Source organism: Marinobacter maritimus (assembly GCF_007671675.1).
Taxonomy (GTDB): Bacteria; Pseudomonadota; Gammaproteobacteria; order Pseudomonadales; family Oleiphilaceae; genus Marinobacter; species Marinobacter maritimus.
Genome location: NZ_VCGW01000001.1, coordinates 514,597 through 537,625, shown reverse-complemented (window position 1 = coordinate 537,625; position 23,029 = coordinate 514,597). Strand labels below are relative to the sequence as shown.

Annotated in this window: 21 protein-coding genes; 7 read left to right on the top strand and 14 right to left on the bottom strand. The window is 54.6% G+C overall.

Features of this window, described 5'->3' with window-relative positions; translation table 11 throughout:
- Positions 1 to 12: 12 nt before the first annotated feature.
- The gene (locus tag FFI90_RS20385; RefSeq protein WP_281288080.1) at positions 13 to 141 is read right to left on the bottom strand and encodes a hypothetical protein; all 129 of its coding nucleotides are present in this window, start codon (positions 139 to 141) and stop codon (positions 13 to 15) included.
- Positions 142 to 168: 27 nt separating this feature from the next.
- Entirely contained in the window at positions 169 to 1,062 is an 894-nt protein-coding gene (locus FFI90_RS02445) for a DMT family transporter (RefSeq protein WP_144776196.1), read from the bottom strand.
- Positions 1,063 to 1,409: 347 nt separating this feature from the next.
- On the opposite strand from FFI90_RS02445, the gene dusA reads away from it, so the two are divergent.
- The 5 genes from dusA to FFI90_RS02420 all read left to right on the top strand — a co-directional run bounded on the left by dusA (position 1,410) and on the right by FFI90_RS02420 (position 6,015).
- Positions 1,410 to 2,450 (top strand): tRNA dihydrouridine(20/20a) synthase DusA, encoded by a 1,041-nt coding sequence (gene dusA, locus FFI90_RS02440; RefSeq protein WP_144776194.1) that lies wholly within the window; start codon positions 1,410 to 1,412, stop codon positions 2,448 to 2,450.
- A gap of 139 nt (positions 2,451 to 2,589) precedes the next feature.
- Positions 2,590 to 3,558, top strand: coding sequence for a transaldolase (tal, locus tag FFI90_RS02435; protein WP_144776191.1), 969 nt, complete (start codon positions 2,590 to 2,592; stop codon positions 3,556 to 3,558).
- A 64-nt stretch (positions 3,559 to 3,622) separates the two neighbouring features.
- A complete protein-coding gene (locus FFI90_RS02430) occupies positions 3,623 to 4,072 on the top strand; it encodes a tellurite resistance TerB family protein (RefSeq protein ID WP_144776190.1) in 450 nt (149 codons plus the stop codon).
- A 24-nt stretch (positions 4,073 to 4,096) separates the two neighbouring features.
- On the top strand, positions 4,097 to 5,224 hold the full coding sequence (locus tag FFI90_RS02425; RefSeq protein ID WP_144776188.1) for a 3-deoxy-7-phosphoheptulonate synthase: 1,128 nt from the start codon (positions 4,097 to 4,099) through the stop codon (positions 5,222 to 5,224).
- Positions 5,221 to 6,015, top strand: a complete 795-nt coding sequence (locus FFI90_RS02420; RefSeq protein ID WP_144776186.1) for a glycerophosphodiester phosphodiesterase — start codon at positions 5,221 to 5,223, stop codon at positions 6,013 to 6,015. The genes FFI90_RS02425 and FFI90_RS02420 overlap by 4 nt, the downstream gene beginning before the upstream one ends.
- Before the next feature lie 11 nt (positions 6,016 to 6,026).
- On the opposite strand, the gene sthA is transcribed toward FFI90_RS02420, so the two are convergent.
- The 10 genes from sthA to FFI90_RS02370 form a co-directional block, all read right to left on the bottom strand.
- Positions 6,027 to 7,418 (bottom strand): Si-specific NAD(P)(+) transhydrogenase, encoded by a 1,392-nt coding sequence (gene sthA / locus FFI90_RS02415; RefSeq protein ID WP_144776184.1) that lies wholly within the window; start codon positions 7,416 to 7,418, stop codon positions 6,027 to 6,029.
- A gap of 65 nt (positions 7,419 to 7,483) precedes the next feature.
- Entirely contained in the window at positions 7,484 to 7,735 is a 252-nt protein-coding gene (nqrM, locus tag FFI90_RS02410) for a (Na+)-NQR maturation NqrM (protein WP_144776182.1), read from the bottom strand.
- 12 nt (positions 7,736 to 7,747) lie between these two features.
- A complete protein-coding gene (locus FFI90_RS02405) occupies positions 7,748 to 8,800 on the bottom strand; it encodes an FAD:protein FMN transferase (RefSeq protein WP_144776180.1) in 1,053 nt (350 codons plus the stop codon).
- 9 nt (positions 8,801 to 8,809) lie between these two features.
- The gene (gene nqrF / locus FFI90_RS02400; RefSeq protein WP_144776178.1) at positions 8,810 to 10,036 is read right to left on the bottom strand and encodes an NADH:ubiquinone reductase (Na(+)-transporting) subunit F; all 1,227 of its coding nucleotides are present in this window, start codon (positions 10,034 to 10,036) and stop codon (positions 8,810 to 8,812) included.
- A 37-nt stretch (positions 10,037 to 10,073) separates the two neighbouring features.
- A complete protein-coding gene (gene nqrE / locus FFI90_RS02395) occupies positions 10,074 to 10,682 on the bottom strand; it encodes an NADH:ubiquinone reductase (Na(+)-transporting) subunit E (protein WP_144776176.1) in 609 nt (202 codons plus the stop codon).
- On the bottom strand, positions 10,682 to 11,347 hold the full coding sequence (locus tag FFI90_RS02390) for an NADH:ubiquinone reductase (Na(+)-transporting) subunit D (protein ID WP_144776174.1): 666 nt from the start codon (positions 11,345 to 11,347) through the stop codon (positions 10,682 to 10,684). Before FFI90_RS02390 ends, nqrE begins: the two co-directional genes overlap by 1 nt.
- A 2-nt stretch (positions 11,348 to 11,349) precedes the next feature.
- The gene (locus FFI90_RS02385) at positions 11,350 to 12,153 is read right to left on the bottom strand and encodes a Na(+)-translocating NADH-quinone reductase subunit C (protein WP_144776172.1); all 804 of its coding nucleotides are present in this window, start codon (positions 12,151 to 12,153) and stop codon (positions 11,350 to 11,352) included.
- Positions 12,146 to 13,354, bottom strand: a complete 1,209-nt coding sequence (locus FFI90_RS02380; RefSeq protein WP_144776170.1) for an NADH:ubiquinone reductase (Na(+)-transporting) subunit B — start codon at positions 13,352 to 13,354, stop codon at positions 12,146 to 12,148. The genes FFI90_RS02385 and FFI90_RS02380 overlap by 8 nt, the downstream gene beginning before the upstream one ends.
- Before the next feature lie 4 nt (positions 13,355 to 13,358).
- Entirely contained in the window at positions 13,359 to 14,705 is a 1,347-nt protein-coding gene (locus FFI90_RS02375; protein ID WP_144776168.1) for a Na(+)-translocating NADH-quinone reductase subunit A, read from the bottom strand.
- 263 nt (positions 14,706 to 14,968) lie between these two features.
- Positions 14,969 to 16,423, bottom strand: a complete 1,455-nt coding sequence (locus tag FFI90_RS02370) for a glyceraldehyde-3-phosphate dehydrogenase (protein ID WP_246123382.1) — start codon at positions 16,421 to 16,423, stop codon at positions 14,969 to 14,971.
- A 213-nt stretch (positions 16,424 to 16,636) separates the two neighbouring features.
- Here FFI90_RS02370 and mfd point away from each other — a divergent pair, with 213 nt between their 5' ends.
- Entirely contained in the window at positions 16,637 to 20,167 is a 3,531-nt protein-coding gene (gene mfd / locus FFI90_RS02365; protein WP_144776164.1) for a transcription-repair coupling factor, read from the top strand.
- Positions 20,168 to 20,221: 54 nt separating this feature from the next.
- Positions 20,222 to 20,962 (top strand): CsiV family protein, encoded by a 741-nt coding sequence (locus FFI90_RS02360; RefSeq protein ID WP_246123288.1) that lies wholly within the window; start codon positions 20,222 to 20,224, stop codon positions 20,960 to 20,962.
- On the opposite strand, the gene FFI90_RS02355 is transcribed toward FFI90_RS02360, so the two are convergent.
- Both FFI90_RS02355 and FFI90_RS02350 read right to left on the bottom strand, forming a co-directional pair.
- Positions 20,937 to 21,719, bottom strand: coding sequence for an S-methyl-5'-thioinosine phosphorylase (locus FFI90_RS02355; protein WP_144776162.1), 783 nt, complete (start codon positions 21,717 to 21,719; stop codon positions 20,937 to 20,939). The two genes, FFI90_RS02360 and FFI90_RS02355, sit on opposite strands and share 26 nt — an antisense overlap.
- The gene (locus FFI90_RS02350) at positions 21,719 to 22,996 is read right to left on the bottom strand and encodes a mechanosensitive ion channel family protein (RefSeq protein WP_144776160.1); all 1,278 of its coding nucleotides are present in this window, start codon (positions 22,994 to 22,996) and stop codon (positions 21,719 to 21,721) included. Before FFI90_RS02350 ends, FFI90_RS02355 begins: the two co-directional genes overlap by 1 nt.
- Positions 22,997 to 23,029: the final 33 nt, after the last annotated feature.

The window sequence follows — 23,029 nt, the reverse complement described above, 5'->3', positions numbered from 1 at the left end:
AAGCCAAGCTCATTATACCTTTGGGGCCTCAAGTGCTTTGTAACGCTCCGCTAACTCATCACGAATCGCACGACGTTGCTGGCCGTTAGCGAAGCGTCTGATTTCATCAGGAGTACGTGGCTCCAGTTTTGCTACTTTCACTGTTGCCCCGGTCTCATCAACTGCCACCTAGCCCACGCCCACCGTTGGCTCCGCAGCAACCCAGCGTGGGCTTCGCTGCGACAACACGGCCTGAATCGCGCCCGAGACAATAATCAGAACGCTTCCAGAGAGCTGCAAGGTGTTCAGGCTTTGATCAAACAGGAACCACGCCAGCGCGACTACGGTAATCGGCTCCAGATAGGCCAGGGTGCCGAAGGTCGCTGCCGGGAGCGCCCTCAAAGCCACCACTGCTAACATGATCGCGAGGAATCCCGGAACGATACCGGCCACCACCAGCCAACCCCACTGCACCGCACCGATGCTGTCACCTTGCTGAAGCATGAAAGGCAACACGCACAGGGCCCCAACGAGCATTTGAAATCCACTTCGGGTCAGCACATGCACCCGCTCGTGAATTAGTCGATTGGTCAGCATAAAGGCCGCATAACACAACATGGCACACAGTGCGTAAAACAGACCGATCGATTCTTCATTTCGCCCAGTCAGGCTAAAGTTGAACTCCATCATCATCGCAAAGCCAAACAGCGCCATGCCTATCAAAGCTGCGCTGAGCCCTGATAAACGCTCACCCATAAAAAAATGTGCGACCGCCGACGCTGTAACCGGGGCCAGATACAACAACATAACCGCGTTCGCCATGCTGGTGTAGCTCAAAGCCATTACGTAAAAGACTACAAAGCATGCGAGGAACGCGCCTGTTACCAAAACCTTGAAACCGGGCCAGGTAAATACTTTGTCTTTCTGGCCTGTAAACAGAAGAAAACAACCCATCAAAACAGCGCCAATAAACAGGCGATAAAATGTAACCGTTTCCGCGCTGACGTCAGCATAAACAGCAACCGCGCCAATTGTGCCCATGAAAACGGCCGAAAGAATGGCCGCCAAAATGTGTGGATTCATCCGCTCAAGGTTCCTTGTAAAGCCCGGAAAGGCTTGTATTATCAGCGTTTGGTCTGGCCTGGACTGGCCTGAAGAAGAAAAATCAGCGATATAAGGTCGCAGAGGGGGAAGGTTATCTTTAATAGGGGACAGAATGTAATAGGGGTTATCCATGTTGAACACTGCAAATTGCAGCAGGCTGATCAGAAAATCGGCTATTACTGATAGTACAAAACATACTCAGTAAACCAAAGAATCCGGTTTCCTGATAGAATCCCGGCTCAAACATTCCGTTCTGCCGAAGCTTTCAGGCCAAACGCCTGCCTTCGAGTTGTGACCCCACATAACCGGTCCGCATTGAGCATTTAATGATCAAAGATACATCTTCCAAAAACAGCGGGACCAACCCATCTCGCCGCTTCTGCGTCGCGCCTATGATGGATTGGACTACCCCGCAATATCGTTACCTCGCACGCCTGTTGAGCCGGCATACGCTGCTCTACACCGAGATGGTGACGACTGGCGCGTTGATTCACGGGGATACAGAGCGGTTTTTGCATCACAATCCTGCCGAGTACCCGCTAGCATTGCAGCTTGGTGGCAGTGACGCGAGTGAGCTGGCCCATTGTGCACGGTTGGCTGAACAGTTTGGTTTCAGTGAGGTAAATCTGAACGTTGGCTGTCCCAGCGACCGGGTGCAGAACAACATGATTGGCGCGTGTCTGATGGCACATCCGGATAAAGTGGCAGAAGGCGTCAACGCAATGATTGAAGCCACGCAACTCCCGGTTACCGTTAAGCACCGTATAGGCATTAACGGGCGTGAATCCTGGGAGGATCTTTGCGAGTTCGTGGACAAGGTAAGCGCCGCCGGATGTCAGACGTTTATTGTGCACGCCCGCATTGCTGTACTTGAAGGCCTGAGCCCCAAGGAAAACAGGGATATTCCGCCGTTAAAGTACGATTGGGTGTACCGCCTTAAGCAGAAATACCCCCACCTTGAGATCGTTATCAACGGCGGCATAAAAACCTTTGACGAATGCCAGGAACACCTAACGCACACCGATGGCGTGATGCTTGGCCGCGAGGCTTACCACAACCCCTGGCTTCTGGCGGGCGTGGATCCGGAGTTCTTTGGTGACGAGGCTCCTATGACCTCACGCCATGATGCTCTCAGGGCCATGTACCCGTTTATCCAGAGCGAGCTGGAGCGCGGCGTCTTCCTCGGCCATATATCCCGACATTTACTGGGGCTTTTCCATGGTGTACCCGGCGGGCGCCAGTTCCGTCGCTATATCAGCGAAAACGCTCATAAGCGCGGCGCCGGGCTGGAGGTTCTCCAGACCGCTCTGGAGAAGGTTCAGGAGCCCGCCCAGCCTGTGTTAAATGACGAGACAGCCAGCGCCTGACCGCGACCTTAACGCGTTATTGCCAGAACCTTACTTTTTGCTGTCTTGTTCCTGTCTTTACAGCCCGCTATTGTAGACCTATAACCAGCCTCCGGGATTCGGATGTGCTGATACAACATCAACCCGGACGACATTACGAATGGCCAACAAACTCGAACAATTGAAGACGATGACAACGGTAGTCGCCGACACCGGCGATATCGGTGCCATCGCCCAATGGCGCCCGCAGGATGCTACAACAAACCCGTCACTGTTGCTCAAAGCGGCCGCTTCCGAAGCCTACCGTCCTATGTTGGCAAAAGCGGTTGCCATGGCTCGCAAGCAGGGTGGCTCCGATGCCGAGCAGTTGACGGTAGCAACCGATATGCTGGCAGTTCTGGCGGGCCAGGAGATACTTAATCTGATTCCAGGGGTGGTCTCAACGGAAGTTGATGCTCGACTATCATTCGATACCGAGGCCACGCTCAAGCGCGCACGCCGCCTTGTAGAGCTTTACGACCAACAGGGCGTAGATACCCGCCGTGTATTGATCAAGATTGCTGCTACCTGGGAGGGCATTCGCGCGGCGGAGATACTTGAGCAGGAAGGTATTCGCTGCAATCTCACGCTGCTGTTCTCGTTCGTGCAGGCAGCCGCCTGCGCTCAAGCCGGTGCGTTCCTGATCTCTCCCTTCGTAGGTCGTATACTGGACTGGCACCTTGCCAGCAGCGGGCGGGACCACTTCCCTGCTACCGAGGACCCAGGTGTACGTTCAGTCGCCCGCATCTATAATTACTACAAGGCCAATGGCTACAGTACGGTGGTTATGGGCGCGAGTTTCCGCAACACCGGAGAAATTGAAATGCTGGCGGGCTGTGACCGCCTGACCATCAGCCCTGCGTTGTTGCAGGAGCTGCAGGACGACCACGGAAGTCTGGAGCAACGACTCTCTGCGGATGGAGCAAGTTCACAAGACGGCTTCAGTATTCTGGATGAAAAACGGTTTCGCTGGGAGAACAACGAAGATGCCATGGCAACTGAAAAACTCGCAGACGGCATTCGTCGCTTCACCGTCGACCAGATTGAACTGGAAGGCCAGGTCCGCCAACTAGCCAGTAAAGCGGCCTGATTACTGCGCGCCTTCAAGGTGTTCTAAATGCAACTTCAACGTACCTCAATGATCGTGACAGATTATGATTGAAAGCCTGAAAAAACTGTTTAGCACGCCGGAAACAGAGCACCATAAACCCGATGCTCGCGAGATGGCGATTGCAGCAACTGCCTTGATGGTGCAGCTTTCAAGGGTTGATAACGATGAAGACGAGCGAGAGCTGCAAGCTATCGTAGACTGTGCGGTAAAAGCTCATCACTTGACCCGGGAAGAAGCAGAAGAAATTCTCCGCCATGCCCTGGAGCAGGCGGACCATGCCACCTCGCTGTATGAATTCACAGAGCAGATCAACGAGTCTCTGGACCAAGAGGGCAAACAGTCGTTGCTGGAAAGTATCTGGCAGGTTGCGCTCGCGGATGATCGCGTCGACAAGTACGAAGAACACCTTATTCGCCGTATGGCTGACCTGCTGCACCTAAACCACCGGGAATTCATACAGGCGCGACACAAGGCAGAGAGCGCACGCTCCTGACCGGCAGATAACAAAGGAAGCCCCATGCTAGCCATTCTTCATCCCAACACGCCCCTGGACAGCGACGCCTATCGCCAGACCATGCATTTTCTGGAGCACCTGCCGGGTGTAACCGTGCGGGTGCATGAGATTCAGGGCGTCAGTCAGCGGCTGACCGAAGTTTATCTTCTGGGCGACACCAAACCACTTGATATGGCGGAAATCGAAGCGCTGCCGGCTGTCGAGCGCGCCATCCGCATATCCGAAGATTACCGGATACTGGGGCGTCACCGGGATGACAATCGGCAAACGGGCTTCAGCTACAACGGCGTGGACTTCAACCAGTCCAATCTCAACATCTTTGCCGGGCTATGCGCTGTAGACATCCCCGAGCACGTTGAAATGATGCTGAAGGCTCTCGAGGAACACGGCGAAGTTTGTACACGCATGGGTGCCTACAAGCCCCGCACCAACCCCTATTCGTTTCAGGGGCATGGTAAGGGCTGCCTGCCGTGGGTTTTCGAAAAAGCCGGCAAACACGGTATCAAAGTGATCGCCATGGAGATCACCCATGAGAGCCACATTGAGGAAATTGACACCTGCCTGGAAAAACTCGGGCGACCAACCGGGGTCATGCTGCAGGTCGGTACCCGGAACACCCAGAACTTTGAACTTCTCAAAGCCATCGGTCGGCAAACCACCTATCCGGTTCTGCTCAAGCGCGGATTCGGCATCACGCTGAATGAATCCCTGAATGCGGCGGAGTATCTCGCCAGTGAAGGCAACGCGAACGTTATTTTCTGTTTGCGAGGCATGAAAACTGAAGCCGGCCAGCCGCACCGCAACATGGTGGATTTCGCCCATGTACCGGCTGTTAAGCGGCTGACACGCATGCCCGTCTGTGTCGACCCCTCACACTCGGTAGGTACCCGAGAGAAAGCACCGGATGGCATCCTGGATGTGGTGCACGCAACCGCACAGGGCGTGATCGCAGGGGCCAATATGGTTCTGGTGGACTTCCACCCCAAGCCCGAGAAAGCTCTGGTTGATGGCCCACAGGCCCTGCTGATGGAGGAGCTGTCAGCCTACCTGGAAGACATACGCCTATGTCACGATACCTGGAAAAAACGCCAGGCTATTTATCAACGCTTGAGAGGTAAAACACCGGAATGATTGTCTACGGACACCGGGGCGCCAAAGGTGAAGCCCCAGAAAATACACTGCCCGGATTCAGGCATGCCTATCGGCAGGGCATTCGGCATTTTGAGCTGGACCTTGTGCTGTCGAAAGATGGCAAGCCCGTACTTGTGCACGATCTCACCACCGACCGCACAACCGGCCAGAAAGGTAACGTTGGCCAATACACGGCTGCTGAGCTGGCAGCTATGGACGCTCGCCGGAACACAAGCACATGGCCTGTAAGAGCGGGTATACCGACACTGGAAGATTTGCTGGACCAGTTCAATGATATCGAGCACTTCCAGCTTGAGGTAAAAAAAGATTCTCGCGCCAGGCTCAATGTTCTGTGCAACCGGTTAACGGAAATTATCCAGCATCGCAATCTTTACCAGACAGCAGCAATTACCTCGTCAGACACCTGGTTTCTGAAAGAAATACGCAGAAGAAATAAACGCATACGCACAGGTTTGGTGACAGAACGTCGATTCCCGAGGCCGCTTCGCATAGCAACCGGGCTGGGCTGTGACTATTTGTGCATTAACTGGAAATTATGCTCCCCGGAACTCGTGGAGAATGCTCACCGCAGGGAAATGCACGTCTCCTGCTGGACGGTTAACCGCATCCAGGACATGCTTCATCTTGAAGCGATGGGAGTAGACAGCATTATCACGGATTACCCTACGAGCACGCGGATGTTCTTTGATAACCGCACAAGCGCCTCACTCACGCTGCCTGGTCGCCAGGAAAACAAAACGGCGGGTAATGAGGCATTACCCGCCAGTTGAACCGGAATCGTTCAGAAGATTCGGTTCAGGCCGTTCAACGCAGCTACCCGGTAAGCTTCCGCCATGGTCGGGTAGTTAAAGGTTGTGTTGATAAAGTAATCGAGAGAGTTGGCGTCACCCTTCTGGTTCATGATCGCTTGGCCGATGTGAACAATCTCGGCAGCCTGGTCGCCAAAACAATGAATGCCCAGAATCTCTCTGGTCTCACGGTGGAACAGGAGCTTCAGCATGCCAACCGCCTCACCGGTAATCTGCGCCCGGGCGAGGTCCTTGAAAAAGGCCTGCCCGACTTCATAGGGTACCTTGGCTTCTGTCAGTTCGCGCTCGGTTTTGCCGACAGAACTGATCTCGGGAATCGTATAAATACCCGTGGGCACGTCTGAAACGAACCGGAAGTGCTCATCATGAACAATAGCCGAGGATGCAGATCGCCCCTGGTCATAAGCGGCACTCGCCAAGCTGGGCCAACCGATTACGTCGCCAACAGCATAGATGTTCTTCACCTCAGTACGATAGTGCTCATCAACCGCCAACTGCCCGCGACCGTTAGGAACCAGCTCAACATTTTCAAGCGCGAGGCTATCGGTATTCCCTGTTCTGCCATTGCACCAGAGAAACGCATCCGCCCGGATCTTCTTGCCGGACTTCAGGGAAAGCACGATGCCGTGATCATCACCATCAACAGACGCATATTCTTCGTTATGGCGCACCAACACTCCATTGTTGCGAAGGTGGTAGCTCAGGGCATCCGAGATTTCATCATCGAGGAATGACAACAGGCGACTGCCCGGGTTGATCAGATCAACCTTCACACCAAGGCCCGCAAAGATGGAGGCGTATTCCGAACCGATAACACCGGCACCATAAATGACCAGCGTGCGGGGCGTATGAGACAGGTTGAGAATGGTATCCGAGTTGTAGATCCGGTGATGGCGAAAATCCACATCTGGCGGCAGATAAGGGCGTGAGCCAGTCGCAATTACTACCTGTTTGAAGTTCAGTATTTCAACGGACTTGTTACCCCGGACTTCGAGCCGGTTGTTGTCGAGAAACGACGCGCGCCCGTTGATCAGATCCACACGGTTACGGGAATAGAACTGGGTTCTCAGCTTTACCTGTTTGCCAATAACCTTCTGTGCGCTCTGAAGTACACGGGGAAACGAGAACCAGCGGGGTTCTCCGATATCCCGGAACATCTGATTGGTATTGAAGGTAATGATCTGCTTGACCGAGTGGCGCAAAGCTTTGGAAGGAATCGTGCCCCAGTGGGTGCAGTTGCCTCCCACTGTAGGCTTGTCTTCAACGATAGCAACACGCTTGCCATGCTTCGTCGCATTCATTGCTGCACCTTCACCTGAAGGTCCAGCACCGATAACGACGACGTCGTAATGATGTTCCGCCATGCGCGCAGTGACTCCTTATCTACGTCGTGAAAAAATAATTGTGATTATTCCAAGCCTGCCAGCATTTACTGCTTACGATCCGCTTTGGTCGCATCGTATGCCAGTTCCTCAGGCGTTACGGCCTCGGAGGCCACACGCTGGTTTTCCTCCTCGCACTTCTGGGTGTTGCCACCGCAAATATCACAGGACGAACTGATGCCAAGCGCACCAATGCCGCCACAAGTGCCGCTGATCGGCTTGCGGCCAAATATGACGCCAACAGCCATACCGGCTACCAGCAGAACCACAATCAATAAAACCAGAAGAAAGGTACCCATGTTGGCTTCCCCTTACTGAGTAACGTAGGACGAAAACGCCGGAGTCTGATGTCCCTCAAACCCGCTTTCCGTCCGGATAATAAAATAGGCGGGAATATTCTCCCTCGTTGCGAGCGCACTTGCTCGCTCATAACCCATCACCGTGAAACCCGTCGCCAGCGCATCAGCGGTCATGCTGTCATCTGCGATGACCGTTACAGACGCCAGATGATGCGCTATCGGCTGTCCGGTTTCAGGATCTATTGTATGGGAGAAACGGCGCCCATCCGATTCGTAATAGTTACGATAGTCTCCGGAGGTGGCCATTGAACGGGAAGGCAGCGAAACAACGAGGTTTATCCTATGCTCTGTGCCTTCAACCGGCTGTTCAACAGCGAGCCTCCAAACGTTGCCGTCAGGCTTCTTGCCGCTGGTACGGATTTCCCCGCCTATTTCGACAAGGTACGCCTCTATGCCTTCGCTATCGAGATAGCGAGCCACAACATCTACACCGTAACCTTTTGCGATCGCGGAGAGATCGATGTATTGGCGCACTGCCGCCTTTAACGCGGGCGGCTCAGGCCGGAGCGCAAGTTGCTCATAGCCCGTAGTAGCCAAAGCTCGATCCAGACTTTCTTCTGACGGAATCTTTTCAGGTCTCGCTTCCGGCCCGAAGCCCCAGAGATTCACTACTGGCCCGATGGTCACGTCAAACGCGCCGTCTGTCAGCCGCGAAATCTCATCCGCTCTGGCCAGCACCTCAAAAAGTGCGTCCGAAACCGGAATCCAGTCCGATTGATCTTCCCGGCGATTCAGTTTCGACAGCTCCGAATCCTCTCGCCAGGTCGACATGGACGCATCAACGCTTTCAAGAGCGTCTTCAATGCCTTTCGCCAGCGCCTCAAGTTTCTCGTGGTCTTCCGGTAAGACAACGCTGATATGGTAGCTGGTACCAAACACCGGCCCGGAGATCTCCCAGATTTCCTCATCTGGCTGAAACGAACAACCCGCCAGGGCCACCAGTGCCAGCATCATGAAGACGCTGGCAAAGGCCACCCGGGCGGGTTCTAACATGCGGGATGTCATCTGAAAGGTTTAGCCTCCGAAGTCATCCAGCATGATGTTCTCGTCTTCAACACCCATATCTTTCAGCATCTTGATAACCGACGCGTTCATGATCGGGGGCCCGCACATATAGAACTCGCAGTCTTCAGGCGCAGGGTGATCCTTCAGGTAGTTCTCATAGAGTACGTTGTGGATGAAGCCCGTCGGGCCTTCCCAGTTGTCCTCAGGCTGCGCGTCAGACAGGGCAACATGCCATTCGAAGTTGTCGTTCTCTTCAGCAAGCCCGTCGAAATCTTCGACGTAGAACATCTCACGCTCGCTCCGGGCACCGTACCAGAAGCTGATCTTGCGTTTGGAGTTCAGGCGCTTTAGCTGATCAAAGATATGAGACCGCATGGGCGCCATACCGGCACCACCACCAATGAACACCATTTCCGCCTCGGTTTTCTTGGCGAAAAACTCACCGAATGGTCCCATTACCGTAACCTTGTCACCCGGCTTCAGGTTAAACACGTAACTGGACATAATGCCCGGCAGGTGATCAGTTCCCGGAGGCGGAGTAGCGATACGGATATTGAACTTGAGAACGCCCTTCTCCTCCGGATAGTTCGCCATGGAATAGGCGCGAATGGTCTCTTCCTTGTTGATTGCCTTATAGCGCCAGATGTCCAGCTTGTCCCAATCGCCGTGGAACTCTTCTTCAATAACGAAATCCTTGAAATTGATTTCGTAAGAAGGGCATTCCAGCTGAACATAACCGCCAGCGCGGAAATCGACTTCCTCGCCCTCAGGCAGCTTCAGGATAAGTTCTTTGATAAACGTGGCCACGTTATGGTTGGAGACAACCTCACATTCCCACTTCTTGACGCCAAAGAACTCCTCAGGCACCTCAATTTTCATGTCCTGCTTGACCGGGACCTGGCACGACAGGCGCCAGCCTTCTTTCTCTTCACGGTTCGTGAAGTGGGTCTTTTCCGTCGCCAGCATGGCACCGCCGCCTTCAAACACCTTGCACTTGCACTGCGCACAGGTACCGCCGCCGCCACAGGCTGAAGACAGGAAAATTCCGCTGCCCGCCAGGGTGCCCAAAAGCTTGCCACCGGCTTCCGTTTTCACGGTATGTTCCGGATCGTCATTGATTTCGATGGTCACATCACCGGTGCTTACCAGTTTGGATCTCGCCGCGAGGATGATCGCCACAAGCGCCAGAACGATAACGGTGAACATGACCACGCCGAGTATTATTTCTGTATACATGGTCTCGCCTTTTCGTTAAACCGAATCACCGGATGAGTTACAGGGAAATCCCGGAGAAAGACATGAAGCCAAGGGACATCAAACCTACGGTAATGAAGGTGATACCCAGGCCACGCAGCCCATCCGGAACATCGCTGTACTTCAGCTTTTCACGGATACCGGCCAGGGCAATAATGGCCAGGGCCCAGCCCACGCCAGCACCAAAGCCGTAAACCACACTTTCACTGAACGTGTAGTCACGCTCTACCATGAACAGTGCAGCACCCATGATCGCGCAGTTCACCGTTATCAACGGCAGAAACACGCCCAATGCGGAGTAAAGTGCCGGTATATACTTGTCCAGAATCATTTCCATGATCTGAACGATGGCTGCGATAACACCGATGTACGTGATCAACCCAAGGAAGCTCAGATCCACATCCGGCAAGCCTGCCCAGGACAGCGCGCCCTCACGCAGGATGTTGTTGTAGATCAGGTTGTTGACTGGCACGGTCAGCGTCAGAACAACAACAACGGCGATACCAAGGCCCGTAGCCGCTTCAATTTTCTTGGAAATGGCCAGGAACGTACACATACCCAGGAAGAACGCGAGAGCCATGTTCTCAATGAAAATCGCTTTGAGAAGCAGACTGATATAGTGCTCCATCAGAAGGCCTCCTTATGGGTGTGGCGAGACATCTTGTAGTCCGGCTCTTCTACCTGCTCTGGCATCCAGGCACGCAGGCCCCAGATTGCAAGGCCGATAATGAAGAACGCACTCGGCGGCAGCAACAGCAAACCGTTGGTTATGTACCAGCCACCTTCGTTTACCGGAGACAGCAGCGTTACACCAAACAGTGAGCCCGCACCAAGCAGCTCGCGGAAAAACGCCACGAACAGCAGCATGATCGAGTAGCCCATACCGTTACCGACGCCGTCCAGGAAGCTCAGCCAAGGGCCGTTCTTCATGGCGAAACCTTCAGCACGCCCCATAACAATACAGTTGGTAATGATCAGGCCAACGAATACGGACAGCTGTTTGCTTATTTCGTAAGCATAGGCTTTGAGTATCTGATCAACCACGATTACCAGGGAGGCGATAATGGTCATCTGTACGATGATCCGGATGCTGTTCGGAATCTGCGTGCGAACAAGCGATACCGCCAGGTTGGAAAACGCGGTAACCGCAATGACCGACAGGCACATAACGATGGTGACGTTCATGCTGGTGGTTACGGCAAGCGCGGAACAGATACCCAGGATCTGCAGCCCGATCGGGTTGTTACTGAAAATCGGTTCGAAAAGAACCTGTTTGGCAGTTACTTCGGCCATGATCAGACCTCCCCTTCACGAAGTTTCTTGAGGAACGGTGCGTAACCCCGGTCACCCATCCAGTAGTTAACCAATTGCTGAACGCCACGACTGGTCAGCGTCGCACCTGAGAGCGCATCAACCTTGTGTTCTTTATCAGGGGTATTGGCGCCTACGCCACCCTTCATCAGGCGGATCTGAGGTTCGGTTTTATCTTCACCGTAAAGCTCTTTACCTGCCCACTGGGATTTCCACCGCGGGTTATCCACTTCACCGCCGAGGCCCGGTGTTTCTGCGTGAGCATAGAAACCGAGACCTTCAATGGTGTTCAGGTCACCTTCAAGGGACATGAAGCCGTAAAGAGTAGACCAGAGTCCGTAACCATGAATTGGCAACACCACGCGCTTCAGGTTCCCGTTTTCACTCAAGGTGTAAACCTTGGCGATGTTGGGACGACGCTTGATACCGGCCTTGTCCTCCGAAGCAGGAATCTTGGTGGACATCTTGGGGTCAGAAGCGGCTTTGTACATGTCGTACTTCATGGGATCTTTTACATCCACGGAAGACGGCTCTACATAGTCACCGGTATCCAGATCTACCAAGCGCACTTCAAATTGCGCAAAGACCTCTTCTATCTCTTCGGCGCCTGCGCCTTGGGGAAGCATTCCCGCGGCAGACAGGATGTTGGTTTTGATATCCAGGTTCTGGTTCTTGATCTGCGCCGGGCGGAGCACGACAGCAGCGGTAGACACCACAACAGAGAACACAATACTCAGTACCAGAGCAACAAACAGCGTTCTGGAGACCGTTTCTTTAGCTTTAGCCACGAGCGAGCCTCCTTTTGACGTTGGCCTGAACCACGTAATGATCCATAAGCGGAGCAAAAAGGTTAGCGAACAGAATCGCCAGCATAATGCCTTCCGGGAATGCAGGGTTGATAACCCGGATAAGGATGGTCATTACGCCCACCAGGATGCCGAAGCACCAGCGGCCGGTATTGGTCATTGCCGCTGAAACCGGGTCCGTCGCCATGAACATCATACCGAAGGCGAAGCCACCCATAACCAGGTGCCAGTGCGCCGGAATCCCGAACATCGGATTGGTTTCAGAACCGACAAGGTTCAGCAACACGGCCATACCGATCATGCCGATCAGCACACCGCCCACAATCCTGTAGCTGGCAATTCGCATGCCGATAAGAATCAACCCACCGATAAGAACGGCCAGCGTTGAGGTCTCGCCCATCGAACCCTGAATTGAGCCCATGAATGCGTTCATCCAGCCAATATTGCTTTCCAACGCGTCAAGGCCACCGCTCGCGGCCCAGCTCAGGGCTGTTGCGCCACTGAAACCGTCGACCGCGGTCCATACAGTGTCGCCAGAAATCTGCGCCGGGTAAGCAAAGTACAGGAACGCACGGCCAGTCAGCGCCGGATTCAGGAAGTTCTTGCCGGTACCACCGAAAACTTCCTTACCGATCACGATACCGAAGGTGATACCCAAAGCGACCTGCCAAAGCGGGATCGTCGGAGGGCAAATCAACGCAAACAGGATCGAGGTCACGAAGAAGCCTTCATTCACCTCATGGCGGCGCACTGTCGCGAATAGCACTTCCCAGAAGCCTCCAACCACGAAGGTAACGGCGTAAACAGGAATAAAGTAAGCCATCCCGTACACGAAGTTATCCCAAATGCCAGCGCCAGCACCTGTAACCGCAAGGGCTTGTATGAAGGCTGCGCGCAGACCGCCATCCGCGATCAATGCGTCCGGATTGGACGCCAGAAAGCTATTAGCCTGGAAGCCAATGTTCCACATACCAAAGAACATCGCCGGGAAGGTACATATCCAGACCGTGATCATGATGCGCTTTAGATCAACGCCATCACGCACATGCGAGGTTGTGGACGTTACCGAACTGGGCGTGTAGAAAATAGTGTCAGCGGCTTCGTACAGAGCATACCAGCGCTCATACTTGCCACCTTTTTCGAAATGATGCTCGATTCCATCGAGAAACTGCCTGATAGCCATCGTATTAGCCCTCGATCTCGATTCGGGTCAGGTTCTCGCGGAGAATCGGACCGTATTCATATTTACCCGGGCACACGAAGGTGCACAGCGCCAGATCTTCTTCGTCCAGTTCCAGAGCGCCGAGCTTCTGAGCCATTTCGGTATCACCCACAATCAGCGCACGTAGCAACTGGGTAGGCAGAATATCGAGAGGCATAACCTTTTCGTAGGCACCTACAGGTACCATCGCGCGTTCACTACCATTGGTGGTGGTAGTGAAATCGAACAGCTTGCCGCCCGCAAGTTTGGACAGATAGATGTTCAGAACAGAGAACTTGTTCACGCCCGGTGTCAGCCATCCCATGAAATAGCGCTTGTTGCCCTCTTCCAGCAGAGACACCTGATTGGCAAAACGGCCAAGGTACGCACAGGAACCTTCGCCGCGACGACCGCCAAACACGGAACCGGAAATAGCGCGCACATCGCAGTCCGTCGCCACCTCACCATCGAGAAGCTCAGCCAGACTGGCACCCAGACGGGTACGAACAAGACGCGGCTTCAGGGCTTTGGGACCACCCAGCGCAACGATACGGCCAACATTCAGTTCGCCGGATGTAAACAGCTGGCCTACATCGATCACGTCCTGATAGTTAATTGTCCAGACGCACTTCGAGACAGACACCGGATCAAGATGGTGGATATGCGTTCCGACATTGCCGGCGGGATGCAAGCCATCAAACTGCTGAACATCGATGTTATCGGCTTTCGGGACGGACACGTTGGATCCGGGCCGGCCGGTCACGAACACTTTGCCAGAGGTGAGCCGGCCCAGAACGGTCAGGCCATTCTCAAACGCGGCCGCATTCTCAGCGATCACCAAAGTGGGATCAGCCGCCAGCGGGTTGGTGTCCATAACAGAAACGAAAATAGAGTGCGGGGCCGTGTCGATCTCAGGCACTTTGCTGTAGGGACGCGTCTTGAACGCCGTCCACAAACCGGACTCAACCAGGTTATCAACCACCTGCTGACGTTCCAGACCTGCGAGATCCGAGTCACTGAAGCGGGCAAAGGTCTCGGCCTCGTCACCATCGATTTCGATGACAATTGACTGAAAAACCCGACGCTCACCGCGGTTGATTTCTTTCACCACGCCAGCGGCAGGTGATGTATAACGAACGCCTTCGGTCTTCTTGTCCGTGAACAGCAGCGTACCGCGCTTGACACGGTCTCCTTCTTGTACAGCCATCGTCGGCTTCATGCCGATATAGTCAAAACCGATTAACGCAACATGGCGAACCGGCTTGCCGTCTGTGATGGTCTGTTCGGGAGCGCCGCTGATGGGAAGATCCAGGCCTTTTTTGATCTTGATCATTAGCCTCATCCAATCATCAGAAACTATTCTATGCATTTGTATGGCCTGCCCCCTGCGGCCCAGAAACGGTTGAGAAACGGGGGGACAGACATACCCAAAATCGCGCCAATTATAGAGTCTAAGGCAAGCTATTTCCACCTGAAACGAGAACAGGTTTGTACCGGAACGTAATCTCGCAGTGGCCAGTCGTCGTTAACAAAAAACCCGGCGACTTCCGGCGCCGGGTTTGTGGAACTGACAGCGCCAATTCTGACGCACTGAATTCAGTCGCGTGTGCGCTTCGGAAAGATGGGGTAATCGATACCCGCCATCTGGCTTACAACCCGAATCACCTGCGCGCTGTACCCGAATTCGTTGTCGTACCACACGTAGAGAATCAGGCGCTTGCCCGCGGCAATCGTGGCTTGCGCATCAACAACACCGGCATGGCGTGAACCAACGAAATCTGTGGACACCACTTCCGGAGAGTTCACAAAATCGATCTGCTTCTGCAGCTCAGAGTGCAAAGCCATCTCACGCAGGTAATCATTGACGCTTTCTACATCAACCTCTTTCTTCAGATTGAGGTTCAGGATCGCCATGGAAACATTCGGCGTAGGCACCCGGATAGCATTCCCCGTGAGCTTTCCTTTCAGCTCAGGAAGCGCTTTTGACACCGCCTTTGCCGCTCCCGTCTCGGTAATTACCATGTTCAGCGCGGCACTCCGGCCACGACGACTGCCTTTATGGTAGTTATCGATCAGGTTCTGGTCGTTGGTGTAAGAGTGGACCGTCTCAACATGGCCGTCTTCAATGCCGTACTCATCGTAAATTGCTTTCAGAACCGGAGTAATGGCGTTGGTGGTGCATGAGGCTGCCGACAGAATCTTGTCTTCGTCGGTAATCCAGTCGTTATTAATGCCGTAAACGATGTTCTTGATATCGCCTTTGCCCGGCGCCGTCAGCATAACGCGGCTCACGCCCTTGGACTTGAGGTGCAGGCCCAAGCCCTCTTCGTCACGCCAAATACCGGTGTTATCAATTACAATGGCATTGTTAATGCCATACTGGGTGTAATCCACCTTGTCCGGGCCGTCTGAATAGATCACCTTGATGAAGTTACCGTTGGCAATCAGCGCAGACTCTTTCTCGTCGACGCGAATGGTGCCATCAAAAGGACCGTGTACAGAATCGCGACGCAGCAGGCTGGCGCGCTTTTGCAGATCGTTTTCGGCGCCACCCTGGCGAACCACAATCGCTCGCAAGCGGAGGTTATTGCCACCACCTGCCTTTTCAATGAGGATGCGAGCGAGCAGGCGCCCGATACGCCCGAAGCCATAAAGCACAACGTCTTTAGTGCCGTTGCTGGCATCTTCTTCCGACTGGGAAGGATACTGACCAATCACCGGCCCGATTTCTTTTTTCAGAAACTCGACCAGGTCACCACCTTCTTCCTTGAACTTTACCGCCAGCTTGCCGATGTCAACGTGCGCGCGCCCGAGATCCATCTGATCCATGGCTTGCAGTAGAGGAAGAGTGTCGTGCACAGACAGCTCACTTTGTTCCACCTGACGCACGTATCTGTGAGCGCGAATAATATCGATCACCGACTGATTGATAATCGCACGACCGTATACGGAGGTAACAACGTTGTTTTTCCGGTAAAGACGGCCAATCAGCGGAATCATAGCCTCCGCAGTAGATTCTCTGTCCATCCAGTTGGACAGGCACTGGTTCATCTGTTCGTGACTCACGGTAGGGACCCCTATGTTTCGCACGTGGAATAATTAAGGTCGGGCATTATCCAACTTAAAGCGACCAACGGCAAATACGAACTGGCACGGACATCGTATAACTGCCGCCATGACACCGTCATCTGTGAACGTTAGAATAGCCGCCTCGCCGGCTCCCTCGGTCTCCCAAACACCTAATGCAGGAGAAAACGACTGCCCATGAATCAAGGTGCCCAGACTCCCGCTTCACTGCAAACACTGATTGCGCCTCTATTTCCCGAGAAACCGGGCGATAACCGCACCTGGGGGCAATTGCATGGCAGCAGTGACGCCCTGGCCATTTGCGAAAGCGCGCGGGCTCACAAGGGGTTGACCCTGGTGATTACCCGCAGCACCGCAGATGCGATTCGGCTGGAGCAGTCCATGCGGTTTTTCCTGGGTTTGCCCCCAGAGGAGGATGGAGCCACGGTTACAGCGGATGGTTTGGAACTTTTGTCACTTCCAGACTGGGAAACCCTGCCTTACGATCTGTTTTCTCCGCATCAGGATATAACGTCGCGGCGCATCCGCACCTTGCACCGCCTGCCCGGCATCCAGCATGGGGTTATCGTCGTACCAGCGAGAACCCTGATGCACCGTTTACCCCCGGTGAACTACCTCCAGGGCAACACCCTGTTGCTTGAGACGGGGCAATCACTGAATATCGACAACTGGCGCATGCAACTTGCAACCGCAGGCTACCGGCACGCCGAAAACGTCTATGAGCACGGCGAGTACGCCGTTCGCGGCTCCATACTCGATATATTCCCCATGGGCTCGAATCTGCCCTACCGGATCGATTTGTTTGATAACGAAGTTGAGACCCTTCGCACCTTCGACCCGGAAACCCAGCGCTCCATTGACCGGATTGAGCGCATCGAACTTCTCCCTGCCTATGAATTCCCCTGGCACAAGGAAGCCCGCTCCGGATTCCGTGGGCGCTGGTTCGAGCAGTTTCCAAACGCGGACAAAAACGCGCCCATCTACCAGGATGTGACTCACGGCATTACACCCCCGGGCATCGAATACTATTTACCGCTGTTTTTCGACCACACGGCCACCCTGTTCGATTACCTGCCCGGCAGCACCCACGTCGTTACAGCCGAAGGCTTGAACGACGCAGTCAGCCACTTTGATGCGGAAACCCGCAATCGATTCGAAGACCGCCGACACGACCGGCATAGACCTATTCTTCCGCCCTCCAACCTGTTTCTGCTGCAGGACGAACTTTTTGGGCACCTGAAAGCCTTTCCGCGGGTAACCATGACGCCCGAGCCCGCAGAAGGCAGCGGGGCAGTTAACTGCGCCAGCGAGGCCTTGCCGGATATCGCCATGAATGCGCGGGCCGCAGACCCTGCCGGCCAATTGAAGCGCTTTATAAAGGACTTTGCCGGGCGCGTGCTGATTTGCGCCGAGTCTTCAGGCCGGCGCGAGGCCCTGATTGAAAATCTGGGAGAGCACCAGCTTCAGCTACAAGGTTTTGAAAGCTGGCGGGACTTCCTGGCTGACGGCAGCGGAACACTGGGCATCACCATTGCGCCCATGGAGCAGGGGCTTGTGCTACCCGGCCACAACCTGGCCCTGATTACAGAGACAGCACTGTTCGGCGAGCGCGTGCTGCAGCGCAGGCGGCGTGAAAAGCCCACAGAGCTGAATGACGACGGCTACCGTGACCTGTCCGAGCTAAGAGTCGGCTCACCCGTTGTGCATATCGACCACGGCGTTGGCCGCTATCTTGGCCTGGAAACCATCACCGTAGAAGGCGAATCGAGCGAGTTTCTGATGCTCGAATACGCCGGCGGCTCAAAACTGTACGTACCTGTGTCCAGCCTGCACCTGATTTCCCGCTACGCTGGCGCAGACACAGAACACGCGCCTCTGCACAAACTGGGCACCGAGCGCTGGAGCACTGCAAAACAAAAGGCCCTGGAAAAAATCCGCGATACCGCCGCCGAGCTCCTGGACGTTTACGCACGCCGGGAAGCCCGCAAAGGATTCGCGTTCGAAGATCCAAAGGAAGCTTATCGCGCCTTTGCTGCAGGCTTCCCTTTTGAGGAGACGCCGGATCAGCAGGTTGCCATTCAGGCCGTCTTCGAAGATATGACCAATGAGAAGCCCATGGACAGGCTGATCTGCGGTGATGTCGGCTTTGGTAAAACCGAAGTGGCCATGCGCGCCGCTTTCCTGGCGACCTGGTCGGGAAAACAGGTCGCAGTGCTGGTACCCACAACGCTGTTGGCCCAACAACACTACGAATCCTTCCGTGACCGCTTCTCGGATACCCCGGTCAATATCGAACTGCTGAGCCGTTTTCGTAGCACCAGCCAGACCAGCAAGGCACTGGAAGCCACGGAAAGCGGCAAAGCCGATATCGTCATCGGTACTCACAAGCTACTTCAGGGCGACATCCGCTTCAAAAACCTGGGGCTTGTAATTATTGATGAAGAACACCGATTTGGCGTCGGCCAGAAAGAAAAGCTCAAGGCTCTGCGCGCTGAAGTAGATATGCTGAATCTCACCGCTACGCCTATTCCCAGAACGCTTAACATGGCCATGGGCCACTTGAGAGATCTGTCCATTATTGCCACACCACCGGCCCGACGTCTCTCGGTGAAAACCTTTGTACGTCAGCGCGATGAGCCGATGGTCAAAGAAGCCATCCTGCGCGAGGTTTTGCGTGGCGGCCAGGTATATGTCCTGCACAACGATGTCGCAAGCATCGAGAAAACCGCAGAGGATTTGCGCCGGCTGGTTCCGGAAGCGCGTGTGGGTGTGGCCCATGGCCAGATGCGGGAGAGACAGCTTGAACAGATCATGTCGGATTTCTACCACAAGCGCTTCAACGTGCTGGTGTGCACCACCATCATCGAAACCGGCATCGACATTCCCAGCGCCAACACCATTATTATTGAACGCGCGGACAAATTCGGCCTGGCGCAGCTGCATCAGCTACGTGGCAGGGTTGGCCGGTCTCACCACCAGGCCTACGCTTACCTTCTGACACCACCACCAAAAGCCATAACGGCCGACGCCAGGAAGCGCCTCGAAGCGATTTCCGAGGCCCAGGATCTTGGCGCCGGCTTTATGCTGGCAACCCACGACCTTGAGATTCGCGGCGCCGGCGAGTTGCTGGGCGACGAACAGAGCGGCCAGATAGAAAGCATCGGCTTTACCCTGTACATGCAATTGCTGGACGAGGCGGTGAAAGCCATTCGGGAGGGCCGCACACCCAATGCAGAGCTGCCCCTTAGCCACGGTACAGAAATGAACCTTCGCATACCGGCACTTATTCCGGAGGATTACCTGCCAGACGTTCACAACCGGTTGATGCTTTACAAACGGATTGCCAGCGTCAACGACCGCGATGCATTAAAAGAACTTCAGGTTGAAATGATTGACCGCTTCGGATTATTACCGGAACCGGCGAAAAATCTTGTACGGCAAACCGAGCTTCGGCTTCAGGCAGAGGCCCTGGGCATCGTGAAAGTGGACGCTGGCAAGGAGTGGGCGCGTATTGAATTCGGCAGCTCCACCCCCGTGGATCCGCTAATTCTGGTTAAGAAGATGCAATCTGCGCCGGCCACATATCGCCTTGAAGGCGCCAACAGCTTTCGTTTTCGGCTGAAGGACGTCTCAACCAATGGTAAACTCGACGGCATTTCCGGGATGCTGAGCGAACTGGTGCCTGCACCAAGCGCCGCTACCGCCTGACTGTCGCCTAAATACCGCCTGTAAAAAGGGCCTGAATAAAACTGGAGCAACCTCTTGCAGACTGATGGTAATCGCTTATACCGGCTACTGGCACGTGCACTACTAACGGGTCTTCTGTTCACAACTGCCATGGCAAGCCATGCGCAGCAAACGCCCGACGACTATTACCGGGCAGAGTTTGTGATTCTGGAGCGCATCGTCGATCCGGCCGCGGTGAACGAGCGCATGGTTAACCGCAAAGTGTCGGCTCCGGTGGATACCAGCGAGACCCTTTATACTGTCGCCGGCGACGGGGCGACTCGTTCCTCCCTCAAGCTAGTGTCACGCAACCAGCTTCATTTGGGTAACGCTGCAAACCGGCTGGAACGAAGCGGTCGCTACCGCGTGCTCATGTCGGCAGGCTGGTACGAAGCCTTCCCGCCAGACTACAAGGGTCAACCTCTGCGCATTGAAATTGGAGACTGGCTGCAACAGGCGGGCCAGAGAGCGATCGAAGGGCATATCACGATTGACCGACAACGTTACCTGCACGTTGCCGTTCACCTGAACCACTGGCAGGAAGGAAAGATTGCTACCGCGGGAATAACTCAAGACAACCCAGCAGAGCCTCAAGGCGCCAACCCTGCCTCTACCTCTACTTCGGTAGCAGAGCTGACGTTGAAGCCTGAGGTGCCGCTGGAGCTACTTACCTGGATCCGCGAAACCCGCCGGATGCGGAGCGAGGAAATCCATTTTCTGGACTCCCCCACCATCGGCGTACTTGTATTCTTCAAGAAGGTTGAGGCAAAGCAGTAAGAGTTCCAAGGCCGGTCATCGAGACTTCAAGGATCTTCCTGACACCAGACATCCCTTGCTCGATGGCCGCTTCGATTTCTTCCATGGTAATGATGTGGTCAGACTTCCCTGCCGCCCAGTTCACCACCAGACCCAGGCACACGTACCGCATTCCCAATTCGGCTGCCAGGGCAGCTTCCGGCATGCCGGTCATCCCTACCAGATCACACCCATCGCGCTCCATACGTCGTATTTCCGCTGCTGTTTCCAGCCTCGGCCCCTGGGTTGCGCCGTAAACACCAAACCCTGTAAACGCAACATCGTGAGCGGTTGCTGCCTGCATCAGTAGGTCTCGCGCGTTTTTGTCGTATGGCCAGGTGAAATCGATGTGGGTCACTTTATCGAGATTACCCTCAAAGAACGTACCTGCCCTGCCCCAGGTGTAGTCAATGATCTGATCTGGAATAACCACGCTTGCGGGGCCCATATCCGGATGTATCCCGCCCACCGCATTCACTCCGATTACGGTGCGAACACCAGCGTCATAAAGGGCTTTTATGTTCGCCCGATAGTTAACTTCATGGGGCGGAATTTTATGGGGATTGCCATGCCGGGAAAGAAACGCGACCCGCTGGCCGTCGAGCCGCCCTTCAGTCAACTCGGATGATGGTGCGCCCCAAGGGGTTTCGATGGTTCGCGTCCCCGCAATCTCAAGGCCCGACAGGGTAGTCAGGCCGGTACCGCCAATAATGCCAATCGCACCGTCGGTTTCAGACATCAGTCGCCATCTCCCTCTGCGTCGCCCAGGGACTGCTCACCTTCGTCCCCCGCCTGGGTGTCGTGGCGGCGGCTACGATCGCGCCTGGCACCGACTCCGTTGCTTCGCGACGCCCGTTTATTATCGCGCTCATCGTCATTTTCGGTTTGCTCGTCGTGAGTGTCTTCGTGTTCAGAAGGCCGGCTATCATCGTGGATATACAAGGTTTGCGTCGGGAAGGCTACCTCGCCGCCATGACCAACAATTACGTCGCTGATCTTCAGCAGCACATCCTGCTTCACCTCGTGATAACGAACCCATTGGGTCGTTTTAGTGAACGCGTAAACCATGATATCCAGCGACGAATGGCTGAAAGCCAGAAAATTCACAATCAGCGTTTGTTTGCTATCAATATCTTCGTGTTTTTCAAGCATCGAGCGGATATCTGCAACAATCGTTGCCATCTCACTGACATCCGCATAGCGGATGCCAATGGTCTCGGAAATACGCCGGTTGGTCATGCGCGAAGGGTTTTCTACTGCAATGGTTGTAAACGTCGCATTGGGTACATAGAGCGGGCGCTTGTCAAACGTCCGGATAGTGGTAAGCCGCCACCCGATCTGTTCCACGGTTCCTTCAATATTGCGATCCGGCGAGCGGACCCAGTCTCCGACCTTGAACGGCCGATCCAGGTGAATAATAAAACCACCGAAAAAGTTGGCAAGCAGATCCTTGGCTGCGAAACCCACAGCGATACCACCCACGCCACCAAAGGCAAGCACGCCCGAAAGACTATAGCCCAGAGACTGCAGGCTGATCAGCACGGCCGTGATGAGCACCACGGCTCTTGAAAGCTTGCTGATCGCGTTGACCGTGGTGTAATCCATGGGCTTTTTCATTTTCACCGGAGAGATGAGAATACCCTCCACTTCTTTGATCATCCTGAGCACGGCCCAGACAGAGATAAAAATGAAGCCTACCTGAAGTAAAGTCTCGTTAACTTTGAAGATTTCTGCTGATGAATAGTGATGAGCCACCTCGGCGGCCCAGTAAACCCCTTGAAGCCACACAAATGCCACAACCGGCGCACGTGCAGCGTGCAGCAGCGCATCATCCCAGAGGTTATTGGTTTTCGAGAACTTGCGCTCCAAGGCGCCGATGATATGGCTGGCAATGTAAGCAATTGTGGCGGTGCCGAAAACCAGCGCGAACACCACAATACTCACGCGCCATCCCTCAGACAGCACACCAAAGTTTTCGATCCAGCCATTCAGCATGGACATCATTTCGCCAATCATCGGAATCCTCTAATCAGTGTTATCAATCTGGTT